A 20,746-nucleotide genomic window follows, 5' to 3' on the forward strand; every position below is an offset into this window, starting at 1 on the left:
AGTCCACAGGTGTCCGCCACAAGAGGTCTAGACAGGTCTGTACCAATTGGTGACAAGCGAGGCGTAACTTCGCACCGCCCCTGACGCTGCGTAGCGGCATCGGGAGAAACGTTGCGATTCCGACACCGTAGAAAGGTAGAGGGCGTTATTCCAGACACGCCGGTACGGCGGTGCGCCGGATGGCCCGATGCGCTCGGTGAACGGTCCCGGGGCGGTTCTCCCGGAAGTGGTCGTGGCGGCGTCTGCGACTTGTTAACCGGCGGGTAAGGTCGGGGCCGTGAGCGACCCATTGGCTGTCATCGCCGAGATGCCCGGAGTGCCTGAAGCGGTCACCGAAGCCCGCAAGGCCGTGGACCGCCTCTACGGACACCGCGTGCTGCGGCGCAAGAGCCCCCAGGTGTCGGCGCAGTCGGCGCTGCACGGCGCCCGCGCGTCCGCCGCGCTCGACGGCGTGGACGTCCCGCTGGAGGTCATCCCGGAGGTCACCGACCCCGTGGTGCAGGGCGCGCTGCGCGTCTCGGCCGAGCTGGGGCGGCTCGGTCCCACCTGGCGTACGGCGCCGCGTCAGGTGCTGGCCAGGTTGCACACGCTGGCCGCCGTCGGCCTGGCAGGAGATCTCGGCCGCCCGCGGGATTCCGCCGACGCACCCGACCCCCTCGGCCTGGGCGCCGCGCCGGGGCCGGAGGAGGCGGTGGCCCGGATGGACGGCCTGGTCGGCCTGGTGACCGGCGGTTCCAAGGCGCCCGCGCTGGTCCTGGCCGCCATCGTGCACGCCGAGCTGGCGGCGGTGCGGCCGTTCGGTTCGGCGGACGGGGTCGTCGCGAGGGCGGCGGAGCGGTTGACGCTGACGGAGTTCGGCCTGGACCCGAAGTCCCTGTCGGCGGTGGAGCTGGGGCATCTGGAACTGGGGCCGGCCTACGGGGAGAGCCTGCGCGCCTATCTGACCGGGACCGCCGACGGGGTGGCGACGTGGGTGCGCCACTGCGCCGAGGCGGTCGTGCTGGGGATCCGGGAGGCCACGGCGATCTGCGAGGCCATGCAGCGGGGCTGAGTCATGCGGCGGGGCTGAGTCATGCGGCGGGGCTGAGTCATGCGGCGGGGCTGAGTCATGCAGCGGGGCTGAGTCATGCGGTGCGGGCGAGCGGTCATGCGGTGCGGGCGAGCGGTCATGCGGTGCGGGCGAGCGGCCATGTGACGCGGCTGGGAGCCGTGCGACGCGGCTGACCGTTGGGCCGCGGCCGTACGGAGTCGCCGTACGGAGTCACGGAGAGGCCGGCTGTCGGCGGCTGGAATTACGGACGACCTGAAGGCAAAGCAGACGGCGCCCCTGAGGTGGGGCGCCGTCGCCAGCACGCCACATCGGGTTACCAAGCGTGCACCTGTAATCGTCGGAGCGGGTCAAGCCCGTCTCGACGCGCCTCCCGCGGCTGGTCGCGCGTGGGTGCCCGATGGACGTGCCCGGACACATCGTCCGTGCAACCTTTGTACGACGAATCCGGGCTGATGGGAACCCCTGGAACCAAGACCTTTACGGATCGGGGGACATTCATCAATGAACCACCCCGAACCCTCCATGGCCGCCGGGGGCGGCCCAACCCGCTGATCAGCTGGTGATCCCAGGGGGTTCGATCAGGCGGAATCGATCACTATAAGTGATCGGTACGGGGCTGTTCCGGAGGTCCCGAATCGGGGGTCAGTGATCAGATTGTCACATGAAAAACGGTAGAAAACGGAGATTCCTCCTCGACGGGCCGCAAGTGGATGAGGCAGCATACGGATGTATCTCCATGAGGCGGGGGCGTCGCGCATGGCCGGTTTTTCCGGTCTCTTGCCACACCCTGTTCGATTGTTGAAAGCTTTTCTCTGAAACGGGCCCGGCTCTACCCCCCCGGAGCCGGACCGTTCGGCGGCCCCCGCTATCCCCCCCAGCGGGGGTCGCCCCTTTTCCCGGCCAGTTTCCGGCCGCCCGCGCTTCCTCGGACGACTGCCTCTCGGGACGCCCCTGTTCAGGCGCCGCCTTCCGGATCGCCGGATGCCTTCCCGAACGGACTTCCCTGCGCGGGCTTCCCAGGCAGGCTTCCTGTGCGAGTTCCTCAGGCGGGCGCCTTGTACGGGTTCCTCAGGCGGAATCGGGCGTTTTCCCGGACAGGACCGGGAGTCTTCCCCAGACGGAGCCGGGAGGCGCCGTTGTCCACAGAACGCGGCTCGGGGCCTCGGTCGAGGCGGTCCCCCCGGGAGGTTGGGGCTCCCCACGTCTCAGGGAGGCACCCTTGGACCGTCCCCTGGCCATCACCGATGACCACGACCTTCTCGACGATCTGCTCCGCGTCGCCGCCGCCGCCGGCGCGGAGCTCAATGTGGCCCACCTGCCCGCGCACGCCCGGCCGTACTGGTCCCACGCCCCGATGATCGTCGTCGGCAGCGACATGGCCGACGCTCTGGCGGCCACCGGGCCGCCGCCCCGTTCGCGCGTCATGCTCGTCACCCGCACCCCCGACGATCCCGACACCTGGCGCAAGTGCGTGGCGGTCGGAGCGCAGGCCGTGCTGGAACTGCCCGCCGCCGAGCGGCGGCTGGTCGACGAGTTCGCCGATGTCGTGGAACCCGCCGCCGGGGACGGGCTCGTCGTCTGCGTCGTGGGCGGGCGGGGCGGGGCCGGCGCGAGCGTGCTCGCCGCCTCGCTCGCGCTGACCGCCTCCCGGAGGGAACTGCGCACCCTGCTCGTCGACGCCGATCCACTCGGCGGCGGCATCGACCTCCTGCTCGGTCAGGAGGAGGCAGAGGGAGCCCGCTGGGCGGATCTGGTCGCGCGGGCGGGCAGGGTCAGCTTCACCGCGCTCCAGGCGGCGCTCCCCAGCTTCTCCGGGCTGACCCTGCTCTCCTTCCACCGGGGAGAGGCCGGGGCCATCCCGGCCGAGGCGATGCGCTCGGTGCTCGACGCCGGGCAGCGCGGCTTCGACCTGGTGGTCGCCGACCTGCCCCGCCGCCCCGATCCCGCCGCGGTGGAGGCCCTCGGCCGTGCCACGACCACCCTCGTGGTCGTCAGCGCCGACGTGCGCGGGGTCCTGGCCGCGGCCCAGGTGCTCACCGGGCTGAGAGAGCACACCGGTGACATCCGGGCGGCCGTCCGCGACGGTGTCCTGGCCGACGACGTGGTGAGCGCCTCCCTCGGGGTGCCCTGTGCCGGGAGCCTGCCCGACCAGCCGCGGCTCGCCTCCGTGCTGAACCGCGGAGACGTCCCCCCGCTGGGCTCCCGGACTCCTCTCGGCAGGTTCTGCGGAGCATTCCTGAGCTCCCTGACCGGAGCGGAACGATGAGCGCGACCGGCCCCGCCGGTGCGGCCCCTCCCGACCTCGTGGGGGCGGTCCGGGTGCGGCTCGCGCGGACCGGCGCCGAGCCCAGCGCCGCGAACGTCGCCGTCGCGCTCCGGGCGGAGCGGGCGGTCCTGGGAGACGCGGAGATCTTGGCGGTGGCCCGCGCCCTGTGCGCCGACCTCATCGGCGCGGGGCCGCTGGAGCCGTTGCTGGCGGAAGCGGAGATCACCGACGTCCTGGTGAACGGAGCCCGCGAGGTCTGGGTCGACGACGGCCGCGGCCTGCGCCGAACCCAGATCACCTTTCCCGACGAAGACGCGGTCAGGAGGCTCGCCCAACGGCTCGCCTCGGCCGCGGGCAGACGCCTCGACGACGCCTGCCCCTACGTCGACGCCCGGCTCGCCGGAGGCGTCCGGCTCCACGCCGTGCTGCCCCCGATCGCCCCCGAAGGCACATGCCTGTCCCTGAGACTCCCGCCGCGCCGCGCGTTCACCCTCTCCGACCTGGTCACGGCGGGGGCGCTCAGAGCCGACGCCGTCCCGCTCCTGACCGCGGTGGTCGAGTCGAGACTCGCCTTCCTCGTGTCGGGCGGCACCGGAACGGGCAAGACGACCCTCCTGTCCGCCATGCTCTCCCTGGCCGATCCGGGTGATCGTCTCCTCCTGGTGGAAGACTCCGCCGAGCTCCGGCCCCTGCACCCGCACGTCGTGCGGCTGGAGTCCCGCCCGGCCAACCTCGAGGGCGCGGGCGGCGTGGGCCTGCGCGACCTCGTCCGCCAGGCGCTGCGGATGCGCCCGGACCGCCTCGTCGTCGGAGAGGTCCGCGGGGCCGAGGTCGTCGACCTCCTGGCCGCGCTCAACACCGGTCACGAAGGCGGGTGCGGCACCCTGCACGCCAACACCGCGACCGATGTCCCGCCACGACTGGAGGCCCTCGGCTGCGCCGCGGGCCTCAGCCGGGAGGCGGTCCACAGCCAGCTCGCCGCGGCGCTGGACATCGTGATCCACCTCACCCGCGGCCACTCCGGCGGCCGGCGCCGGGTGGCGGAGATCTGCGTGATGTCCCGCCAGGCCTCCGGCCTGGTCGAAGCCGAGCCCGCCCTCACCTTCTCCCCGGACGGCAGGGCGACGCCGGGCCCGGGCCTTCCCGCCCTCCTCGCGCGCCTTCCCGCCGTCTCCGCCGAGTTGAAGAACTCCTCCGGCCAGGCCGTCCGCGTCTCCGAGCAGATTTCTCGCGTCTCCGAGCGGAAGGTCTCCACCGGCCCGCACGGCTCCACCCCCGGTGAGACCTTCGTCGGCCACCGAATCCCCGTTCCCGATGGGGCTCCCGTTCCCGGCCGGGCCTGTGTTGATCGCGTAGCCGCCGCTTCCGGCGAGGCGCCCTCCGAGGACCGGGGCCCCGTCCCGGCTCAGGTCCCTGTTCCCGGACGGGTCACCTCCGGTGCGCGGGTCCCCGGCGCCCTCATGTGGCGATGACGGCGGCGGCCATGGCTCTCGCCGTGCTGGCGGCGTGGTTGTGGGCGGGGCCCGGCGCCGGGGCCGTCCGGCTGGAGCGGCTCAGCCGGCCGGGGCGGCGGGCGGCGGAGGAGATGAACCGTCTCAGACAGTCGCTCGCCGGCTTCTCCCGGCCGTCACGCCGGGCGGAGGCCTGGAGGGTGGCGTCGATCGAACTCTGCCAGGGGCTCTCCGCCGAACTGGCCGCCGGGCGCACCGCCGGGGAAGCGCTGACCCGGGCCGTGTCGGCCGTGGCGTTCCCCGACCCGCAAGCGCTCCGTCCCGCGGTCGCCGCGGCGCGGGACGGGGGTGACGTTCCAGCGGCCCTGCTGGCCGCCGCCCCGGAACGGGGCGGCGAAGGCCTCCACCGGCTGGCTGCGTGCTGGCGGGCGGGCGTGACCGTCGGGGGCGGGCTCTCCGTCCTCATCGATCGTGTGGCGGTCTCCCTCAGGGAGGCCGAGCTCCACCGCAAAGACGTCGCCGCCCAGCTCGCCGGGGCACGCGCGACCGCCCGGCTGCTCGCCGGGCTTCCCGCACTGGGCCTGCTGATGGGGGCGGGGCTTGGCATGCGCCCGCTCGACTTCCTGTTCGGCGGTCCGGTGGGAATGGCGTGCCTGGCCGCGGGCGTCGCGCTCGACGGGTGCGGTCTGTGGTGGACTCGCCGCCTGATCATCCGAGCGGAGCGGGCATGATCACCTTTCTCCCCGCCCTCCTGGGCGGCCTCTCCCGATGTGAGCGGACGCGACCGCCCTCCCCTGTTTCGCGGATGACGGTCTTCTTCACGGCTCTCGCAGGTACGGACTCGCAGGTACGGAGCGGACGGGGTCGTCCTTTCCCCTCTCCCCGGCGGTGGCCTTTTCCAGGGCGCCTGCCGATACGACCTTCGTCGGTACGGCGGTTCCCGGCCGGAAGGGGACGGTGGACCTGCGTTCCTGCGGCGCCGAGACCCGGTGCCAGAGCCCGATGTCTCCACGTCTCCGCGCTGTAAGGGGTTCAGATGACGGATGTTCCGCTGGGCGTCGTGCCGGCCGCCGTGCTCGCCGGGCTGGCCGTCTGGTTGTGGGAGTCGCCCGACGACCCTGTTCGCAGGCTCCGTCAGGCGTGTTCCCGCCCTGCCGATCTCCCGGAGGCGCGCGTGCCGGCGCCGGGCGAACCCGGGCGGGAAGAAGCCGGGAGACGACGGCCGGGCAGGGGAGACGCGGCGATCGGGGTCGCCGTGGGGCTGGCGACCTTTCTCCTGCTGGGAGGTACGGCCGGAGCCGTCCTGGGAGTGGTCGGCTCCGTGGCCGTGCCGCTGATCCTCCGCAGGCGTGAGCCGCCGGGATCACGCGCGGAGCGCGACCGGATCACCGCCGACCTGCCGCTGGCGGCCGACCTCATGGTGGCCTGCCTGCGCGCGGGGCAGTCGGTCACCGGAGCGCTCGACGTCACCGTCCAGGCGATCGGCGGACCGCTCGGAGACCGGCTCGCGTGGGTGAACGGGCAACTGAGGCTGGGAGCCGCTCCGGAGAGCGCGTGGTCCACCCTCGCGGCCGAACCCGCGCTCGCCTCGCTGGCCCGCACCATGAACCGGGCGGCCCTCAGCGGTGCTCCTGTGGCGGACGTGCTGACGCGGGTGGCGGACGATTCCCGTCAGACGGTCCGCGCGATGTCGGCGGCGGCGGCCCGGCGGGTGGGAGTTCAGGCCGTGGCGCCGCTGGGCCTGTGCTTCCTGCCCGCTTTCGTTCTCCTCGGCATCGTTCCCGTCGTGGCGGGTCTCGCCGGCGAGGTCATGCTCCCGTGAGTTATCCACAGGGCTGGAGTGCGTGCGGAAAGTTATCCACAGGGTGATGTTCGTGTCCACAGGCCCATGCGCTCGTCGGAGAGTCTGGTTCGACCGGCGCCGGGCACAGGGCCCGGCGGCGATCTCCAGGAGGAAACGATGGCTGGATCAGGAGTCGACGGCATCTTGCGTGGCCTGTGGAGGCTTGGTCCCGGCGGCCGGGCCGGCGGCGGGCTCGGGACCCGCAGGGCCCTGCGCCGCCTGCGGAGCCGTTGCCGTGACCGCTGGGCCCTGCTGACCACGGGCACGGCCCGGGAGCGCGGCATGTCCACCGCCGAATACGCCGTCGGCACGATCGCCGCCTGCGCGTTCGCCGCCCTTCTCTTCAAGGTCGTGACCAGCCCGGAAGTCCAAGAGATGATCACCAGTCTCATCAATCGGGCTCTCAAGGTCGCCGGGTGATCTGATGCGTCCGCACGTCTCACGGCTTGTGTGCAAGGTGATGGATCGTTTCCCCGGTCCGGGGCCTGTGTCGCGCCCTTCCCGGGGCTCGGTGACCGCGGAGACCGCGGTGGCGCTTCCGGCTCTCATCGTGGTCCTGGCAGCCGGGCTGTGGGCGGTGGCGGTTGTCGAGGCGCAGCTGGAATGCGCGGACGCGGCACGATCGGGCGCGCGGGCCGCGTCGAGGGGGGAGCCGCTGGAGTGGGTGCGCGACGGCGTCCGCGCAACCGCTCCGGTGGGGGCCCGGGTGACGGTCACCCGCGACGCCGAGCGCGCCCGGGTGGAGATCTCCGCCGGCGTCAGGCCCCACTGGGGTCTTTCGCTGCCCGAGGTGGCCGTTCACGCCGTCGCCGTCTCCGCGGTCGAGCCCGGGGTCGGGCAGTGAGGCGGCCGGCCGGATGCGCGATGAGGCGGTTCCGGCTCCCGGAGGAACTGCGGTCACGAGAGCGGGGATCGGCGACGATCTGGATGATCGGGGTCGCGGCGGTGGTCTTCACGGCCGCGGTGGCGGTGACGATCGCCGGGAGCGCCAGGGCGGCACGTCACCGGGTGCAGGCCGCGGCCGATTTCGGAGCACTCGCCGCCGCCCGGCTGGCCTTGGCCGATCCCGCGCGGGGGTGTGCCGAGGCGGCTTTGCTCGCGGCGGAGAACGACGCACGACTCACCCGGTGCGACATCGGCGCGGACGGCGTCGCCGTCGTCCGGACGACCGTGCGACTCTCTCTGCCCGTCGTGGGCGACCGGGAGATCATGGCTCACGCGCGGGCGGGTCCCGTCCACATCGCGGGGCCGCCGACGACAGGGGAGCCGTCGGTCTGGCCGGGGGTTCTCATTCGGCCGGAGGCGGGAGATGCTGATCATGAAGGTGGCAAAGTTCCAATCGAATCACGACTTTTTGGACTCCGTGTCCAAGAGGCAGACATCTCTCATAAGGTTCCGCTTACCTTCCGTCCATGCCGCCCCCTTCCTCAGGTGGGGCGGCGGGTCGCGGGCAGCCGCGCCGGAGTGCCGCTCATGGCGGTCCGGTCATGCTCGCGGCCGAGGTCGGAGGTCTGGATCGGCGGGAGCCGGTCCGGGGGACTGGCAGGCTCGGCCGCTGCCCGATGGTCGTACGGGGTGCCCGGGTCGCTCGGCTCTCGACGAAGGGAAGCGTCGTGACGACGGTTCGCAGACTGGTCGCCCTGGCGGCGATCACGTCCATCGTGTCCATGTCCGTCGTGCTCGGCGCGGCAAGCCCGGCGCAGGCTCGGGCGCGACTGGACATGCCGTCCCGCGTCACCTCCGGTCAGCCGGTGACGATCTCCGGCAAGGTCGACTTCGCGTTCGACGCCTTCCTCTACGTCAACGGCCAGCAGGTCGCGAAGGGAGACCAGAATGTCTCCTACACCTGGAATCCGATGGTTCGTCCGAACGGGAGCTACAAGATCAAGCTGGTCCAGCGCGGCAAGCTGCTGGGCAGCAAATGGGATGAGACCTCCGAGACTCTGATCCAGGCCGTCCCTCCCGCGACCCCCCGCGGGGTCAGCGCCCGGTTGCAGGGGAACCGGGCCGTGGTGACCTGGGCGAAGGGCTCCGAGCCCGATCTGCGGGGCTACCAGATCTCCACGAGCAAGAACGGCAGGGTCGGCACGGTGCGGGCTGACAGCGCGTGTCGCGGCGGTTCGTGCAGGGCGACCCTGGCCGTGCCCGCCAAGGCGGGCGGGCAGCGGGTCGGGTTCACGGTGCGGGCCCTGCGCGGCGACGGCGGCGGCGGCACTCTGGCCTCGGGCCAGTCAGCGGCCGCGACGGTGAAGGTCCCCGCGCCCAAAGCACCGAAGACCTCGGATTCCGGCCAGGGGAGCGATACGCGGCAGGACGAGCAACGCGATCAGAAGAACGACAGCCGCCAGAGCGGCGTGCGGAACCTGCCGCAGCTGCCTCCGAAGAAGCCGACGGCGGCCCCGGTGCAATCGACGAAGCCCGCGGCCGTGCCGACGAAGGTTCCCAAGCTCCCCGAGGAGGTCCGGGGAACGGGCGCCGACGACTCCAAGAACGGTTCCAAGCGCGGTTCCAAGGACGGCGCCGAGACCGGTTCCGGGGACGGCAGCTCACCGATCCTCGGCTCCGAGCCGGCCGCGGCCGGGACGGATGTCATGCCGGCCACGGATACGAACATCACGGCCGGGTCGGCCGGCCCACCGGCCGGCGGGACGACCCGGTACGGCCTTTTGATCGCGGGCGGCCTGATCCTGCTGCTTCTCGGGGCGCACGGCGGCGCGTGGTTCCGCCGCAGACTTCTGGCCGAAGGCGCTGCGGGCGCGGCCACCGCCGATACCGGTGACGGGATCAGGCACACTCCGCACGGCGACAGCGAGTCCCAGCCCGGTACGGTCACGATCTCCCGCCGTCCAGCGGTCATCCTCGCGGTGACCAAGACCCGCTATCCCGAACCGTCCCGGCCGATGCCGCCGATGCCCTCGCCCGCTCCGGCGTCTCCGGCCCCGGCGCACCCCGGTGACGGCGACGGTCCCATCCTCGCCGGCAACGGTGGGGGAGGACCGGTTCCCACGCACGATGCAGATCGGCCGACGGCCGCCGGAAGCGGTGGGCGGCTGGTTCCTGCGCCCTCCGCGAGTCCGGCCGCCCCCACCGCAAACGGCAGCAACCCGGCTCCCGCGCAGCCCGTGGAGCAGGGGGCGCCTGCCGCGCCCGGCGGGGCGCGGCAGGTCATCTCGCGTCTCACGGGGCGGTCGGCCGAGGAGCCCGTCCGGCCGGTGGCCGGGCGGGCGGATCCCGGCACGCGACCGGTTCCCGCCACCCGTCCCGCGTCCACCCGGTTGGCCCTTCCCGCCGCGGCCCCGATCCCGGAGGTGAGCGTGGTCACCCCGGTCGTGGTCCGTGCCGGCGACCACCAGTGGGACGACTACCTTCCGCCCGCGCCGCGTTCCATGGAAGACAGCGGATTCTGGGAGCGGCCGCAGCCCGGCGCGGAGGACTTCTGGGCGGCCGACAAGGACGGCCCGACCCCTTAAGGCCCTGAGGACGTCCGAACGCGCGGTGGGGAGAAGCCCAGGGGCCGGCAGGGGAAGTCCAAGCACTCGGGGGTGAAGCCTCGGGCGTCACTGGAAAGACCGCCGGGCGTGCTTCAGAGGAACGGACACCCGCCAGGGAGATCGCCGAGCGTGTCCCGGGGTAGTTGGGTATCCCGAAGATCGTCAGGCTTCCTCCGGGGCCGGGGCCGGGGGCGTTTTCCCGGGAGATCGTCGGGTGTTCTCCAAGGTGGGCGGGTGTCTTCCTACGAGATCATCGGGCGTGTCCCGGGACCGGGGCATCTAGGAGATCGTCAGGTGTCCCCCAGGGAGAGCAGGGCGGCCAGCATGCGGAGGGCGCCGGTTTTGTCCAGGGGCTCGTTGCCGTTTCCGCACTTCGGGGACTGGATGCAGGAGGGGCAGCCGCGGTCGCACTCGCAGGAGGCGATGGCCTCCCGGGTCGCGGTGAGCCACTCGGCGGCGCGCGCGTAGCCGCGTTCGGCGAAGCCCGCGCCCCCCTCGTGACCGTCGTAGACGAAGACGGTGAGCAGGCCGGTGTCGGCGTGGAGTTCGGTGGAGACGCCGCCGATGTCCCAGCGGTCGCAGGTGGCGAACAGCGGGAGCAGGCCGATGGAGGCGTGCTCGGCCGCGTGGGCGGCGCCGCCGAGGTCCAGTCCCTCCTCGGCCAGGGCGGTGACCGCCGAGGCGGGCAGCGTCCACCAGACCGCGCGGGTGCGCAGGGTGCGCGGGGGCAGGTCGAGTTCCTCGTCGCCCAGCATCTCACCGCTCTGCAGGCGGCGCTTGATGTAGGAGACCACCTGGCGGGTGACCTCCACCGATCCGAAGTGGAGCTCTCCCGGGCCGAGCGGTCGCGAGCGCAGCGACTCCAGGACGGAGATCTCGGTGACGTCCCTGGCGAAGGTCGTGTAGTCGGGCGTGCCCGCCTCGACGAGCGCGACCCCCGCCTCCAGGTCGAGCTCCCCGACCAGGAAGGCCTCGCCCTGGTGGATGTAGACGGCCCCGGTGTGCACGGTCGTGTGGGCCGACGGCTCGTCCACGGTGCCCAGCAGCCGTCCGGTGGACGCCTCGACGACCTGGACGGGCGGGCCGCCGGCGCCGCGGATGTCGGCGAGGTCGGTGGCCCACTCCCTCCTGGTCCAGAACCACCCGGTGGGACGCTGCCGGAGCAGGCCCTGCGCGACCAGGCCGGTGAGCGCGTCCTTCGTCGCGGGACCGAAGATCTCCAGATCGTCCTCGGTGAGCGGGACCTCGGCGGCCGCCGCGCACAGGTGCGGACCCAGGACGTACGGATTGTCCGGGTCGAGAACGATCGCCTCGACCGGGCGGCCGAACAGGGCCTCCGGGTGGTGGACCAGGTAGGTGTCGAGCGGATCGTCCCGGGCGATCAGCACCGCCAGGGCGTCCTGCCCGGACCGGCCGGCCCGCCCGGCCTGCTGCCAGAGCGACGCCCGGGTTCCGGGCCATCCCGCGATGAGGACGGCGTCCAGCCCCGACACGTCGACGCCGAGCTCCAGAGCGCTGGTCGTGGCCAGCCCGAGGCACTCTCCGGATCGCAGGGCCTTCTCCAGCTTCCGGCGGTCCTCGGCGAGATATCCGGCCCGGTAGGCCGAGACCTTCTCCGGCAAGTCGGCCGGGAGCCCCGCGTCGGCGGCGAGATCGGAGAGCCGGGCGCGGGTGGTGAGCGACACGGACTCGGCGGCGCGGCGGGATCGCACGAAGGCGAGGGTGCGGACGTCGGCGAGCACGAGGTCGGCGAGGAGGTCGGCGGTCTCGGCGGTGGCCGGGCGGCGCACGGGTGCCCCTCTCTCGCCCCGTAGCTCGGTCAGGGGCGGCTCCCAGAGGGCGAAGGTGGTCGCACCCCGGGGGGAGGCGTCCGTGGTCACCTCGGCCATCTGGAGGCCCGTCAGGCGGGTGGCGAAGGCGCGGGGCTCGCTCGCGGTCGCCGAGGAGAGGAAGAAGACCGGGCGGGAGCCGTACCGCGCGCAGATCCGGCGCAGGCGGCGCAGGATCTGCGCCACGTGGGAGCCGAAGACGCCCCGGTAGCCGTGGCACTCGTCGATCACGACCATGCTCAGCCGCCGCCAGAAGGCCGACCAGCGGGGATGGCGCGGCAGCAGGCTGCGGTGCAGCATGTCCGGATTCGTCAGGATGTAGTTGGCGTGACGCCGGACCCAGTCGCGTTCGTCGTAGGACGTGTCGCCGTCGAAGGTCGCCGCGCGGAGTCCGGGGAGATCGAGCCCGTTCAGGACGCGGAGCTGGTCGGCGGCCAGGGCTTTGGTGGGGGTCAGGTAGAGGACCGTGCCGCCGTCGAGGACCGAGGTGATCGCGGGGACCTGGTAGGCCAGAGACTTCCCCGAGGCGGTGCCCGTGGCGATGATGACGTTCCGGCCGCCGTGGGCCAGCTCGGCGGCCTCGGCCTGATGGGGCCAAAGACCCGAAATACCCTGGTTCGCCCAGCGCGTAACCAGCGGCTCGGCGACCCAATCCGGCCATCGGGCTTGACCGGCTTGACGTGCTGGAACATGCTCCACATGAGTGACGCGTTCCCGACGTGCGGGAACGCCGAGCAGGCGGGACAGGAGAGGGCCTGGTCGGAACTGTGAGGAAGAGGACGGACTCACTGGTTTTCGGTCTCGTATCTCTGGGCAGAGTCGCCGGGAATCGTGATTTCGTATAGATACTGAGCGTACGCATGGTTGAATGCCGCGCGTCGGGGCTTGTCGTCACGGGACCTCCAGGTCTCAGAAGTCACGCCCGAATCGGTACTTTCGCAGGAAGGCGCTGGAGGATCTGTGGATCTGAAGTTGGACCACCATTCCGAGGACCGTCTCACCATCGTCGAGGTCGAAGGTGAGATCGACGTCTACACCGCGCCAAGGTTGCGTGAGCTCCTGATCGACCTCGTCAACAAGGGGAACTTCCACCTCCTCGTCAACATGGAGAAGGTCGACTTCCTCGACTCCACGGGCCTGGGCGTCCTGGTCGGCGGGCTCAAGCGGGTCCGGGCGCACGACGGGTCCCTGGAGCTCGTGTGCACCCAGGAGCGCATCCTCAAGATCTTCCGGATCACGGGGCTGACCAAGGTGTTCGGCATCTACGCCTCGGTCGAAGAGGCCAAGGAAGCGCACGGTCGAGACAAGTAGTCATGGCTACCGTCGAGCTGACGTTCAGCGCCCTCCCCGCCCACGTGCGTACGGCGCGCCTGCTCGCCACGGCGATCGCACGGCGCACGGGCGTGGAGGAGTCACTGCTGGACGAGGTACGGCTCGCCGTCGGTGAGGCCTGCTCCCGGGCGGTCGAGGCGCACCGCCTCCACTGCCCGGAGGAGCCGATCCGCATCGAGCTGTGCGATGATTCCGGGCGGTTCGAGGTGATCGTCACGGACGTGGCTCCGAGCGACGAGCTGGAGCACACGCCGGAGCGCGCCCCGTTCCGTCTCGACGACCCGCTCGGGCAGCTTCCCGACACGCTGGTGTCCGGGTTCGGCATCGCGGTCATCGCGGGCCTGGCCGACGACGTCGAGGTCTACCCGAGCCAGAAGGGCATGCGCATCCGCATGAGCTGGCCCGCGGCGGCCGGCGGCCTCTCGCCCGTCTGATCCCCGTCTGACGCGGCTCGTCCCAGAGCTTCCGGCAGCCGGGCATGTCCATGAGGGCATGCCCGGCTGTCTGCGTGCGGGCCCGGGGTTTACGGACGGGACATTTCGCAAAATAGCGGCACTCTGAAATGTCGGCGAAAAAAGAGCTGTTAGCCCGGCCTGCCGGTTCAAATGGTGTTTTAGGCAGGCCATTGACAAGCGGGTTAGCGGACACGTCATTAATTGGCCACCTGGAGAGACTTCATATCCGCGTCGTCGCTGCGTAGACTCCCGGCACCGGCCAAGGTTTGTCCTTCGGACCGGGCCGTAAACGTGCCCGGCGCCGCAAGGAAGTCTGCGGACGCAACCGGAAGCGGCACTGCCAACCACCCCGGACGTGCGCCGCCGGCCCGCCGATTCGTCAACCGCAGCGCACTCCGGGCAGGACGCGATCCCGTCTTGCCGAGGAGAGTCGGATGACTGTGCTCCACCTAGCCGCTGTGGACGACACAGCGGTAGCCCTCAGCGGATCCCACCTCACGATTGTGATCGTGGTGGCCGCCGTGGCCCTGCTCGCGCTCGCCGTCGCCGGCGGCCTCGTGCGCGAGGTGCTCAACGCCGATCAAGGCACCGAGCGCATGCAGAACATCGCCCGAGCCGTACAGGAAGGGGCGGCCGCGTATTTGACGCGGCAGTTCCGGACGCTCGCCCTATTTGTCGTTGTAATCCCGTTCGTGCTTTACCTGCTCCCGGCGGTTTCGACCGAAGTGAAGATCGGCCGGTCGATCTTCTTCGTGGTCGGCGCGCTGTTCTCCGCGCTGACCGGTTTCATGGGCATGTGGCTGGCGGTCCGCGGAAACGTCCGCGTCGCCGCCGCGGCCCGTTCGGCCGGCGAGAAGGTCGCCATGCGCATCGCCTTCCGCACCGGCGGCGTGGCGGGCATGTTCACCGTGGGCCTGGGCCTGCTCGGCGCCGCCGTCGTGGTCTTCGTCTACAAGGGCAACGCCCCCGCCGTGCTGGAGGGCTTCGGCTTCGGTGCGGCGCTGCTGGCGATGTTCATGCGGGTCGGCGGCGGCATCTTCACCAAGGCCGCCGACGTCGGCGCCGACCTGGTCGGCAAGGTCGAGCAGGGCATCCCCGAGGACGACCCGCGCAACGCCGCCACCATCGCCGACAACGTCGGCGACAACGTCGGCGACTGCGCCGGCATGGCCGCCGACCTGTTCGAGTCCTACGCGGTCATGCTCGTCGCCAGCCTGATCCTGGGCAAGGTGGCCTTCGGCACCGAGGGCCTGGTCTTCCCGCTGATCGTCCCGATGATCGGCGTGCTCACCGCGATCATCGGCATCTTCGTCACCTCCCCGCGCAGCGGCGACCGCAACGGCATGGCCGCCATCAACCGCGGGTTCTTCATCTCCGCGGCGATCTCGGCGATCCTGGTCGCCGGGGCCGCCTTCCTCTACCTGCCCGCCAGCTTCGCCGAGCTGTCCGGGGTGAGTCCCCAGATCGCCGCCGTCACCTCCGACCCCCGGCTCATCGCCATCGGGGCGGTGTTGATCGGCCTCATCCTGGCCAGCGCGATCCAGATCCTCACCGGCTACTTCACCGAGACCAACCGGCGCCCGGTGAAGGAGATCGGCGAGAGCTCCCTGACCGGTCCCGCCACGGTCATCCTGGCCGGCATCAGCGTCGGCCTGGAGTCTGCGGTCTACTCGGCGCTGATCATCGGCGGCGCCGTCTACGGTGCGTTCCTGCTCGGCTTCGGCAACGTCACCATCGCGCTGTTCGCGGTGGCCCTGGCGGGAACCGGCCTGCTGACCACGGTGGGCGTGATCGTGTCCATGGACACCTTCGGCCCGGTCTCCGACAACGCCCAGGGCATCGCCGAGATGTCCGGCGACGTCGAGGGCGCGGGCGCGGCGGCGCTCACCTCCCTGGACGCCGTCGGCAACACCACCAAGGCCATCACCAAGGGAATCGCGATCGCCACGGCGGTGCTCGCCGCGACGGCGCTGTTCGGAGCCTTCCGGACGGCGGTGGAGGGCGAGCTGACCGGGGCGGGTGCGGCGGTCAAGGAGGCACTCGGCTCGTTCAGCACCTTCAGCCTCGGGGTGGACTCGCCGAACGTCCTCGTCGGCCTGATGATCGGCGCCGCGGTCGTGTTCATGTTCTCCGGACTGGCGATCATGGCGGTCGGCCGGGCGGCCATGCGGGTCGTCATGGAGGTCCGCGAGCAGTTCCGCACCAGGCCCGGCATCATGGACGGCACCGAGCTGCCGGAGTACGGCCGGGTGGTGGACATCTGCACCCGCGACTCGCTGCGCGAGCTGGCCACTCCCGGGCTCCTGGCGGTCATGACGCCGATCGCGGTGGGCTTCGCCCTCGGGTACGCCCCGCTCGGCGCCTTCCTCGCCGGCGCGATCGCCTGCGGCACCCTGATGGCGGTGTTCCTGGCCAACTCCGGCGGCGCCTGGGACAACGCCAAGAAGCTGGTCGAGGACGGCCACCACGGCGGCAAGGGCTCCGACGCCCACTCCGCCACGATCATCGGCGACACCGTCGGCGACCCGTTCAAGGACACCGCGGGCCCGGCGATCAATCCGCTCATCAAGGTGATGAACCTGGTGGCGCTGCTGATCGCCCCGGCGGTGGTGGCCTACGCCGACAACGTGGGCCTGCGGGTCGGCGTCGCGGCGTTCGCGGTGATCGTGGTGGTCGCCGCGGTGGTCGTGTCCAAGCGGCGCTCGGCGGGGACCTCCCCGAGCGAGAGCAACAACCACGACCGGGAGCCGGAACCGGAGCCCGAGCCGATCGCGGGCTGAGTCCCGTCCGGGCCCGGTCCGGGTCCTCCGGCCCCGGGTCATCCAGGTCCGGCCCGGACCCTGCGGATTCGGACCCTCCGGTCCGAGTCGCGGTCCTCCGGACTCGGATCCTCCGGGTCCGGTCCGGGCTCACCGGGCCCCGTGCGGGAAGGGGTGCACACGATGTGTGCACCCCTTTCGCGTATGCGGAACACCCCAGTGGAAAACTGCTGGGCATGACCGTTCCCCTGAGGGGAACGTCTTCCCGCCCCCTCCACCGAGGCGGGCGGCCAGGCCCTGACCGTTCCGATCACACCGACCCTGACGAGAAGGCGGCTCCCCGCCGGGGTGAACCCGCGGGTGGACCGCTAGGAGAACGATGGAAGAGCAGCCCTCCGGAGGCAAGACGCTCGTCATGATCCTGCTGGCGATGGCCGTGGTGTTCGCGGTGATCGTCGCGCTGGCCATGTGGGCGGCGAGGTGACGATGCGCACGCTGATCGTGCTGCGGCACGCCAAGGCGGTCCACACCCCCGGGCTCGCCGACCCGGAACGTCCCCTCACCGAGTGCGGCGAGCGGGACGCCCGACGGGTCGGGGAGACCTTCGCCGCCCTGGGCCTCCGGCCCGACCTGGTTGTCTGCTCGCCGGCCGTACGGACCCGGCAGACCGCGGAGCTGGCCCTGCCCGGCGAGCCGATCGAGTTCGAGCGCGACATCTACGAGGCCTACGCCGACGAACTGCTCTCGCTGATCCGCGGGACCGACCCGCAGGTGCGCACGCTGCTCCTGGTCGGGCACAATCCCGGGGTCCACGAACTGATCATGGGTCTCACCACGCGCCTCGGCGACCCCGGTTTCCCGCCCGGCGCGTTCGCGGTCATCGAGAGCGACGAGGAGTGGGCCGAGCTGGACACGGGACGCGTGGTCACCCGGTGGAGCCCGAAGGACCACTGACCCGCCGGCGCGCCGACCCGTACCCCGGCGCGCGAGCCGGGTACGGGTCAGGTCCCCACGGGTCAAGTCTCCCCAGGGCAGATCTCCCCAGGGCAGCTCGCGGCGCGTCGGCTTCTCGCGAGGAGCTCCCGGGGACCGGCCTTTCCCGGGTCAGCTCTCCACGACGGTGACGCCGTCCTCGGCGTCGGCGGCCTCGACCTCGTCGCGCGGGATGCCGAGCAGGTACAGGATCGAGTCGAGGTAGGGCACGTTGACCGCGGTGTCGGCGGCCTGGCGGACCACCGGCTTGGCGTTGAACGCGATGCCCAGGCCGGCCGCGGCGATCATGTCCAGGTCGTTGGCGCCGTCGCCGATGGCCACGGTCTGGCTGATCGGGATGCCCGCCTCGCGGGCGAAGCGCTCCAGCGCGCGCGCCTTGCCGGGGCGGTCCACGATCTCGCCGGTGACCCGGCCGGTGAGCACGCCGTCCACGACCTCCAGGGTGTTGGCCGCGGAGTAGTCGATGCCGAGGTCTTCCACGAGGGCGTCGGTGAGCTGGGTGAACCCGCCGCTGACGATCGCGAACCGGTAGTCGAGCCGCTTGAGCGTCCGCACCAGTGTCCGCGCGCCGGGGGTGAGCACGACCTCCTTGCGGACCTTCTCGAAGACCTCCTCGGAGAGGCCCTCCAGCAGCGCCACCCGGCGGCGGAGCGACTCGGCGAAGTCGAGCTCGCCGCGCATCGCCTCCTCGGTGACCCTGGCGACCTCCTCCAGGCAGCCCGCGTGCGCGGCCAGCAGCTCGATCACCTCGGCCTGGATGAGCGTGGAGTCCACGTCCATCACGATCAGCCGCTTGGCCCTGCGGTACAGGCCGGCCCGCTGCACGGCCACGTCGACCTGCTGCGCGTGCGCCTCGGAGGCGAGCTCGGCGCGGAGGGCGTCCGGGTCGGCGCCGGAGACGGCCAGCTCGATGCAGGTCACCGGGTAGCTGGACAGACGCTCGATCCGGTCGATGTTGGCCCCGGCGGCGGCGATCCGGCCGGCGATGCCCGCCATCGCGGCGGGCTGCAGCGGCGCGCCGAGCACGGTGACGTGCAGGCGTCCGCGCCGCCGCTTCTCCTTGGCGGAGGAGCTGGTGGACAGCTCCACCTCCAGCCCGAGGTCCTCGGCGGTCCGTTCGACGGCGGTCCACAGGGCGCCGAGGGTGCCGCCGGTCCCGGTCGGAACGTCCCCGGCGTAGGCGACGAGGACGCCGAGGGTCAGCCGGCCGCGGATGACGACCTGCTCGACGTCGGCGACGACGACGGGGAAGCCGGCCAGGACGGCGAAGAGCCGCGAGGTGACGCCCGGCCGGTCGGGGCCGGTCAACGTGATCAGAAGCGTGCGCTGGTTCATCGGTTCCTACGCTACTTGGCCGCCGAAACGGCCGTGAACGTGGTTCATCATCCGGACGCCTGACGTTCGCGGTCCTCCCCGTCCCCGCGTTACCCGGGGGTGTCTTCATAGCCTCATGACGACGATCCCCGCAGAGCGGCGTGTCGCTCGCTACACCGTCGGGCTGGCCCGTACCGCCGCCGAGATGCGGCGGGCCCAGCGGTTGCGTCACCAGATCTTCGCCGAGGAGATGGGCGCCCGGCTGGACACCCCCGTCACCGGCCTGGACGTCGATCCGCTCGACGCCTACTGCGACCATCTGCTGGTACGGCAGGAGGACACGGGGGAGGTCGTGGGGACCTACCGGCTGCTGGCCCCCGGCCGGTCCGACCGGCTCTACGCCGACTCCGAGTTCCATCTGGGCGCGCTGGCCGGCATCCGGCGCGGCCTGGTCGAGGCGGGCCGCGCCTGCGTGCACCCCGATCACCGGGACGGGGCGGTGGTCGGGCTGATGTGGGCGGGCATCGCCCGCTACATGGTCACGGAGGGGTACGGCTGGCTGGCCGGGTGCTGCTCGGTGCCGACGTCCGAGGCTGCCGAGATCATGGGGCAGGTCCCGCTCGCGCCACCGGAGTATCGGGTGACCCCGCTCCTTCCCTGGCCGGTTCCGGGACACGCGCGGGCGGACCGCGACGCGGGGGACGGCGGGAAGGGGAACGGCGGGAAGGAGAAGGGCGGGAAAGGGAAGGGCGGGAAAGGGAAGGGCGGGGAGGGAGACGGCGGGGACGCGCGGGCCGGCACGTCTCCGTCCGGGGCCGGGCGATCGGGGTGGGCGGGGCTGCCGCCCCTGCTCCGGGGTTACCTCCGGCTGGGCGCCTGGGTCTGCGGCCCGCCCGCCCACGACCCGGAGTTCGGTGTCGCCGACTTCTTCGTCCTGCTCCCGATGTCCGCCGTGAACCCCCGCTACCTGCGCCACTTCCTCGGGGCGGCGACATGAACCCGTGGCTCCCGATAGCGCCCTGCATGCCCGTCACCTGCATTCTCCCGCCCACGGCCACCGTGTCCCGGCCGCGCCGGGCGCTGCGCCTGCTGACCGCCGCGTCGCTGGTGCTCGCCGGGGCGGTGCTCGGGCTCGTGGGCCGCGCGCTCGGCACGGAGGGGCGGATCCGGCTGGCGAACACCTGGTCCCGCCTGCTGCTGCGGGCGCTCGGCGTGCGCATTCAGGTGCGGCAGGGCTTCACCTTCGTGGCTCCCCGCCCCCGGGAGGGCGGCTTCTCGCCGGGACCGGCGGTGAACGTCGTGACGGGACCTCCCGCCGCCGCGGAGTCCTTCCCCGGTACGGCACCGCTGATCGTGGCCAACCACGTGTCCTGGCTGGATCCGGTGGTCCTGTCCGCCGCGCTGCCGTGCCGGCTGCTGGCCAAGCGCGAGATCCGGTCCTGGCCGGTGATCGGCGGGCTGGCGACCGGGGCGGGCGCGCTGTTCATCGACAGGGACCGGCTCTCGGCGCTGCCCGAGGCCGTCACCGATGTGGCGGGGGCGCTGGCGCGGGGGCACGCGGTGACGGCCTTCCCGGAGGGGACCACCTGGTGCGGCCGGGAGATGGGATCCTTCCGGCCCGCGGTGTTCCAGGCGGCGCTGGACGCCGGGGCGCCGGTCCGGCCGGTGGCGATCCGCTACCTGGACGCCTACGGAGCTCCCGCCACCGGGCCCGCCTTCGTCGGCGACGACACCCTGACGATCTCCATCCGCCGGGTGGCGTCGCTCCGGCGGCTGACCGTGGAGGTGACGTTGCTGCCGCCGGTGACGGCACGCGACCGCCGGACGCTCGCCTGGCTGGCGGAGTCCTCGGTCGCGTCGGTGGTCGTCACCCCGGCGGAGTACGCCGGGCACGGCGTCCGGAGCGCCGCCTGAGCTCGGCGGGCTCCGGACCGCGGGACACCACCGTCACCTGAGCTCGGC

At 72.1% G+C, this 20,746-nt stretch carries 16 protein-coding genes and 1 pseudogene; 15 read left to right on the top strand and 2 right to left on the bottom strand.

All coding sequences use genetic code 11. The features are described 5' to 3' along the window. Positions 1–277 precede the first annotated feature (277 nt). From Plo01_RS33735 to Plo01_RS33775, 9 genes and pseudogenes are all read left to right on the top strand, one after another. Positions 278–1,051 carry a Fic family protein gene (locus Plo01_RS33735; protein ID WP_239317589.1) on the top strand — a complete coding sequence of 258 codons (774 nt, stop codon included), beginning with the start codon at positions 278–280 and terminating at the stop codon, positions 1,049–1,051. A gap of 1,219 nt (positions 1,052–2,270) precedes the next feature. Continuing rightward, positions 2,271–3,317 (top strand): septum site-determining protein Ssd, encoded by a 1,047-nt coding sequence (ssd, locus tag Plo01_RS33740; RefSeq protein ID WP_203894809.1) that lies wholly within the window; start codon positions 2,271–2,273, stop codon positions 3,315–3,317. Continuing rightward, positions 3,314–4,480 (top strand): annotated as a pseudogene (locus tag Plo01_RS33745) (TadA family conjugal transfer-associated ATPase); the annotation flags it as partial. The gene ssd and the pseudogene Plo01_RS33745, both read left to right, overlap by 4 nt. A 305-nt stretch (positions 4,481–4,785) precedes the next feature. Next, entirely contained in the window at positions 4,786–5,499 is a 714-nt protein-coding gene (locus tag Plo01_RS33750) for a type II secretion system F family protein (protein ID WP_203894810.1), read from the top strand. Positions 5,500–5,804: 305 nt separating this feature from the next. Beyond that, positions 5,805–6,590, top strand: a complete 786-nt coding sequence (locus Plo01_RS33755) for a type II secretion system F family protein (RefSeq protein WP_203894811.1) — start codon at positions 5,805–5,807, stop codon at positions 6,588–6,590. Between the two features lie 138 nt (positions 6,591–6,728). After that, positions 6,729–7,031, top strand: a complete 303-nt coding sequence (locus tag Plo01_RS40665; protein ID WP_203894812.1) for a DUF4244 domain-containing protein — start codon at positions 6,729–6,731, stop codon at positions 7,029–7,031. A 40-nt stretch (positions 7,032–7,071) separates the two neighbouring features. Next, positions 7,072–7,455, top strand: coding sequence for a TadE family type IV pilus minor pilin (locus Plo01_RS33765; protein WP_203894813.1), 384 nt, complete (start codon positions 7,072–7,074; stop codon positions 7,453–7,455). Between the two features lie 20 nt (positions 7,456–7,475). Next, positions 7,476–8,228 (top strand): Rv3654c family TadE-like protein, encoded by a 753-nt coding sequence (locus tag Plo01_RS41460; protein ID WP_203894814.1) that lies wholly within the window; start codon positions 7,476–7,478, stop codon positions 8,226–8,228. Continuing rightward, positions 8,225–10,081: a hypothetical protein gene (locus Plo01_RS33775; RefSeq protein WP_203894815.1), complete on the top strand. Its 1,857-nt coding sequence runs from the start codon at positions 8,225–8,227 to the stop codon at positions 10,079–10,081. The genes Plo01_RS41460 and Plo01_RS33775 overlap by 4 nt, the downstream gene beginning before the upstream one ends. Before the next feature lie 311 nt (positions 10,082–10,392). Here the strand turns inward: Plo01_RS33775 and sftH are convergent, their stop codons facing one another. Further along, positions 10,393–12,678 (bottom strand): DEAD/DEAH box helicase, encoded by a 2,286-nt coding sequence (sftH, locus tag Plo01_RS33780; RefSeq protein ID WP_373871749.1) that lies wholly within the window; start codon positions 12,676–12,678, stop codon positions 10,393–10,395. Positions 12,679–12,891: 213 nt separating this feature from the next. Between sftH and Plo01_RS33785 the strand changes: the two genes are divergently transcribed. The 4 genes from Plo01_RS33785 (at position 12,892) to Plo01_RS33800 (ending at position 17,431) form a co-directional block, all read left to right on the top strand. Continuing rightward, positions 12,892–13,242 carry an STAS domain-containing protein gene (locus Plo01_RS33785; protein ID WP_012887265.1) on the top strand — a complete coding sequence of 117 codons (351 nt, stop codon included), beginning with the start codon at positions 12,892–12,894 and terminating at the stop codon, positions 13,240–13,242. Between the two features lie 2 nt (positions 13,243–13,244). Continuing rightward, the gene (locus Plo01_RS33790; protein ID WP_203894817.1) at positions 13,245–13,697 is read left to right on the top strand and encodes an ATP-binding protein; all 453 of its coding nucleotides are present in this window, start codon (positions 13,245–13,247) and stop codon (positions 13,695–13,697) included. 455 nt (positions 13,698–14,152) lie between these two features. Beyond that, positions 14,153–16,498, top strand: coding sequence for a sodium-translocating pyrophosphatase (locus Plo01_RS33795; protein ID WP_203894818.1), 2,346 nt, complete (start codon positions 14,153–14,155; stop codon positions 16,496–16,498). A gap of 465 nt (positions 16,499–16,963) precedes the next feature. Next, positions 16,964–17,431, top strand: a complete 468-nt coding sequence (locus Plo01_RS33800) for a SixA phosphatase family protein (RefSeq protein WP_239317594.1) — start codon at positions 16,964–16,966, stop codon at positions 17,429–17,431. Positions 17,432–17,581: 150 nt separating this feature from the next. Here the strand turns inward: Plo01_RS33800 and serB are convergent, their stop codons facing one another. Then, a complete protein-coding gene (gene serB, locus Plo01_RS33805; RefSeq protein ID WP_203894820.1) occupies positions 17,582–18,805 on the bottom strand; it encodes a phosphoserine phosphatase SerB in 1,224 nt (407 codons plus the stop codon). Between the two features lie 115 nt (positions 18,806–18,920). On the opposite strand from serB, the gene Plo01_RS40670 reads away from it, so the two are divergent. Together Plo01_RS40670 and Plo01_RS33820 are read left to right on the top strand one after the other, a co-directional pair. Then, positions 18,921–19,781 (top strand): GNAT family N-acetyltransferase, encoded by an 861-nt coding sequence (locus Plo01_RS40670; protein WP_239317596.1) that lies wholly within the window; start codon positions 18,921–18,923, stop codon positions 19,779–19,781. 26 nt (positions 19,782–19,807) lie between these two features. Beyond that, positions 19,808–20,698: a lysophospholipid acyltransferase family protein gene (locus Plo01_RS33820; protein WP_203894821.1), complete on the top strand. Its 891-nt coding sequence runs from the start codon at positions 19,808–19,810 to the stop codon at positions 20,696–20,698. The last annotated feature ends 48 nt before the right edge of the window (positions 20,699–20,746 follow it).

The organism is Planobispora longispora (assembly GCF_016863135.1).
Taxonomy (GTDB): domain Bacteria; phylum Actinomycetota; class Actinomycetes; order Streptosporangiales; family Streptosporangiaceae; genus Planobispora; species Planobispora longispora.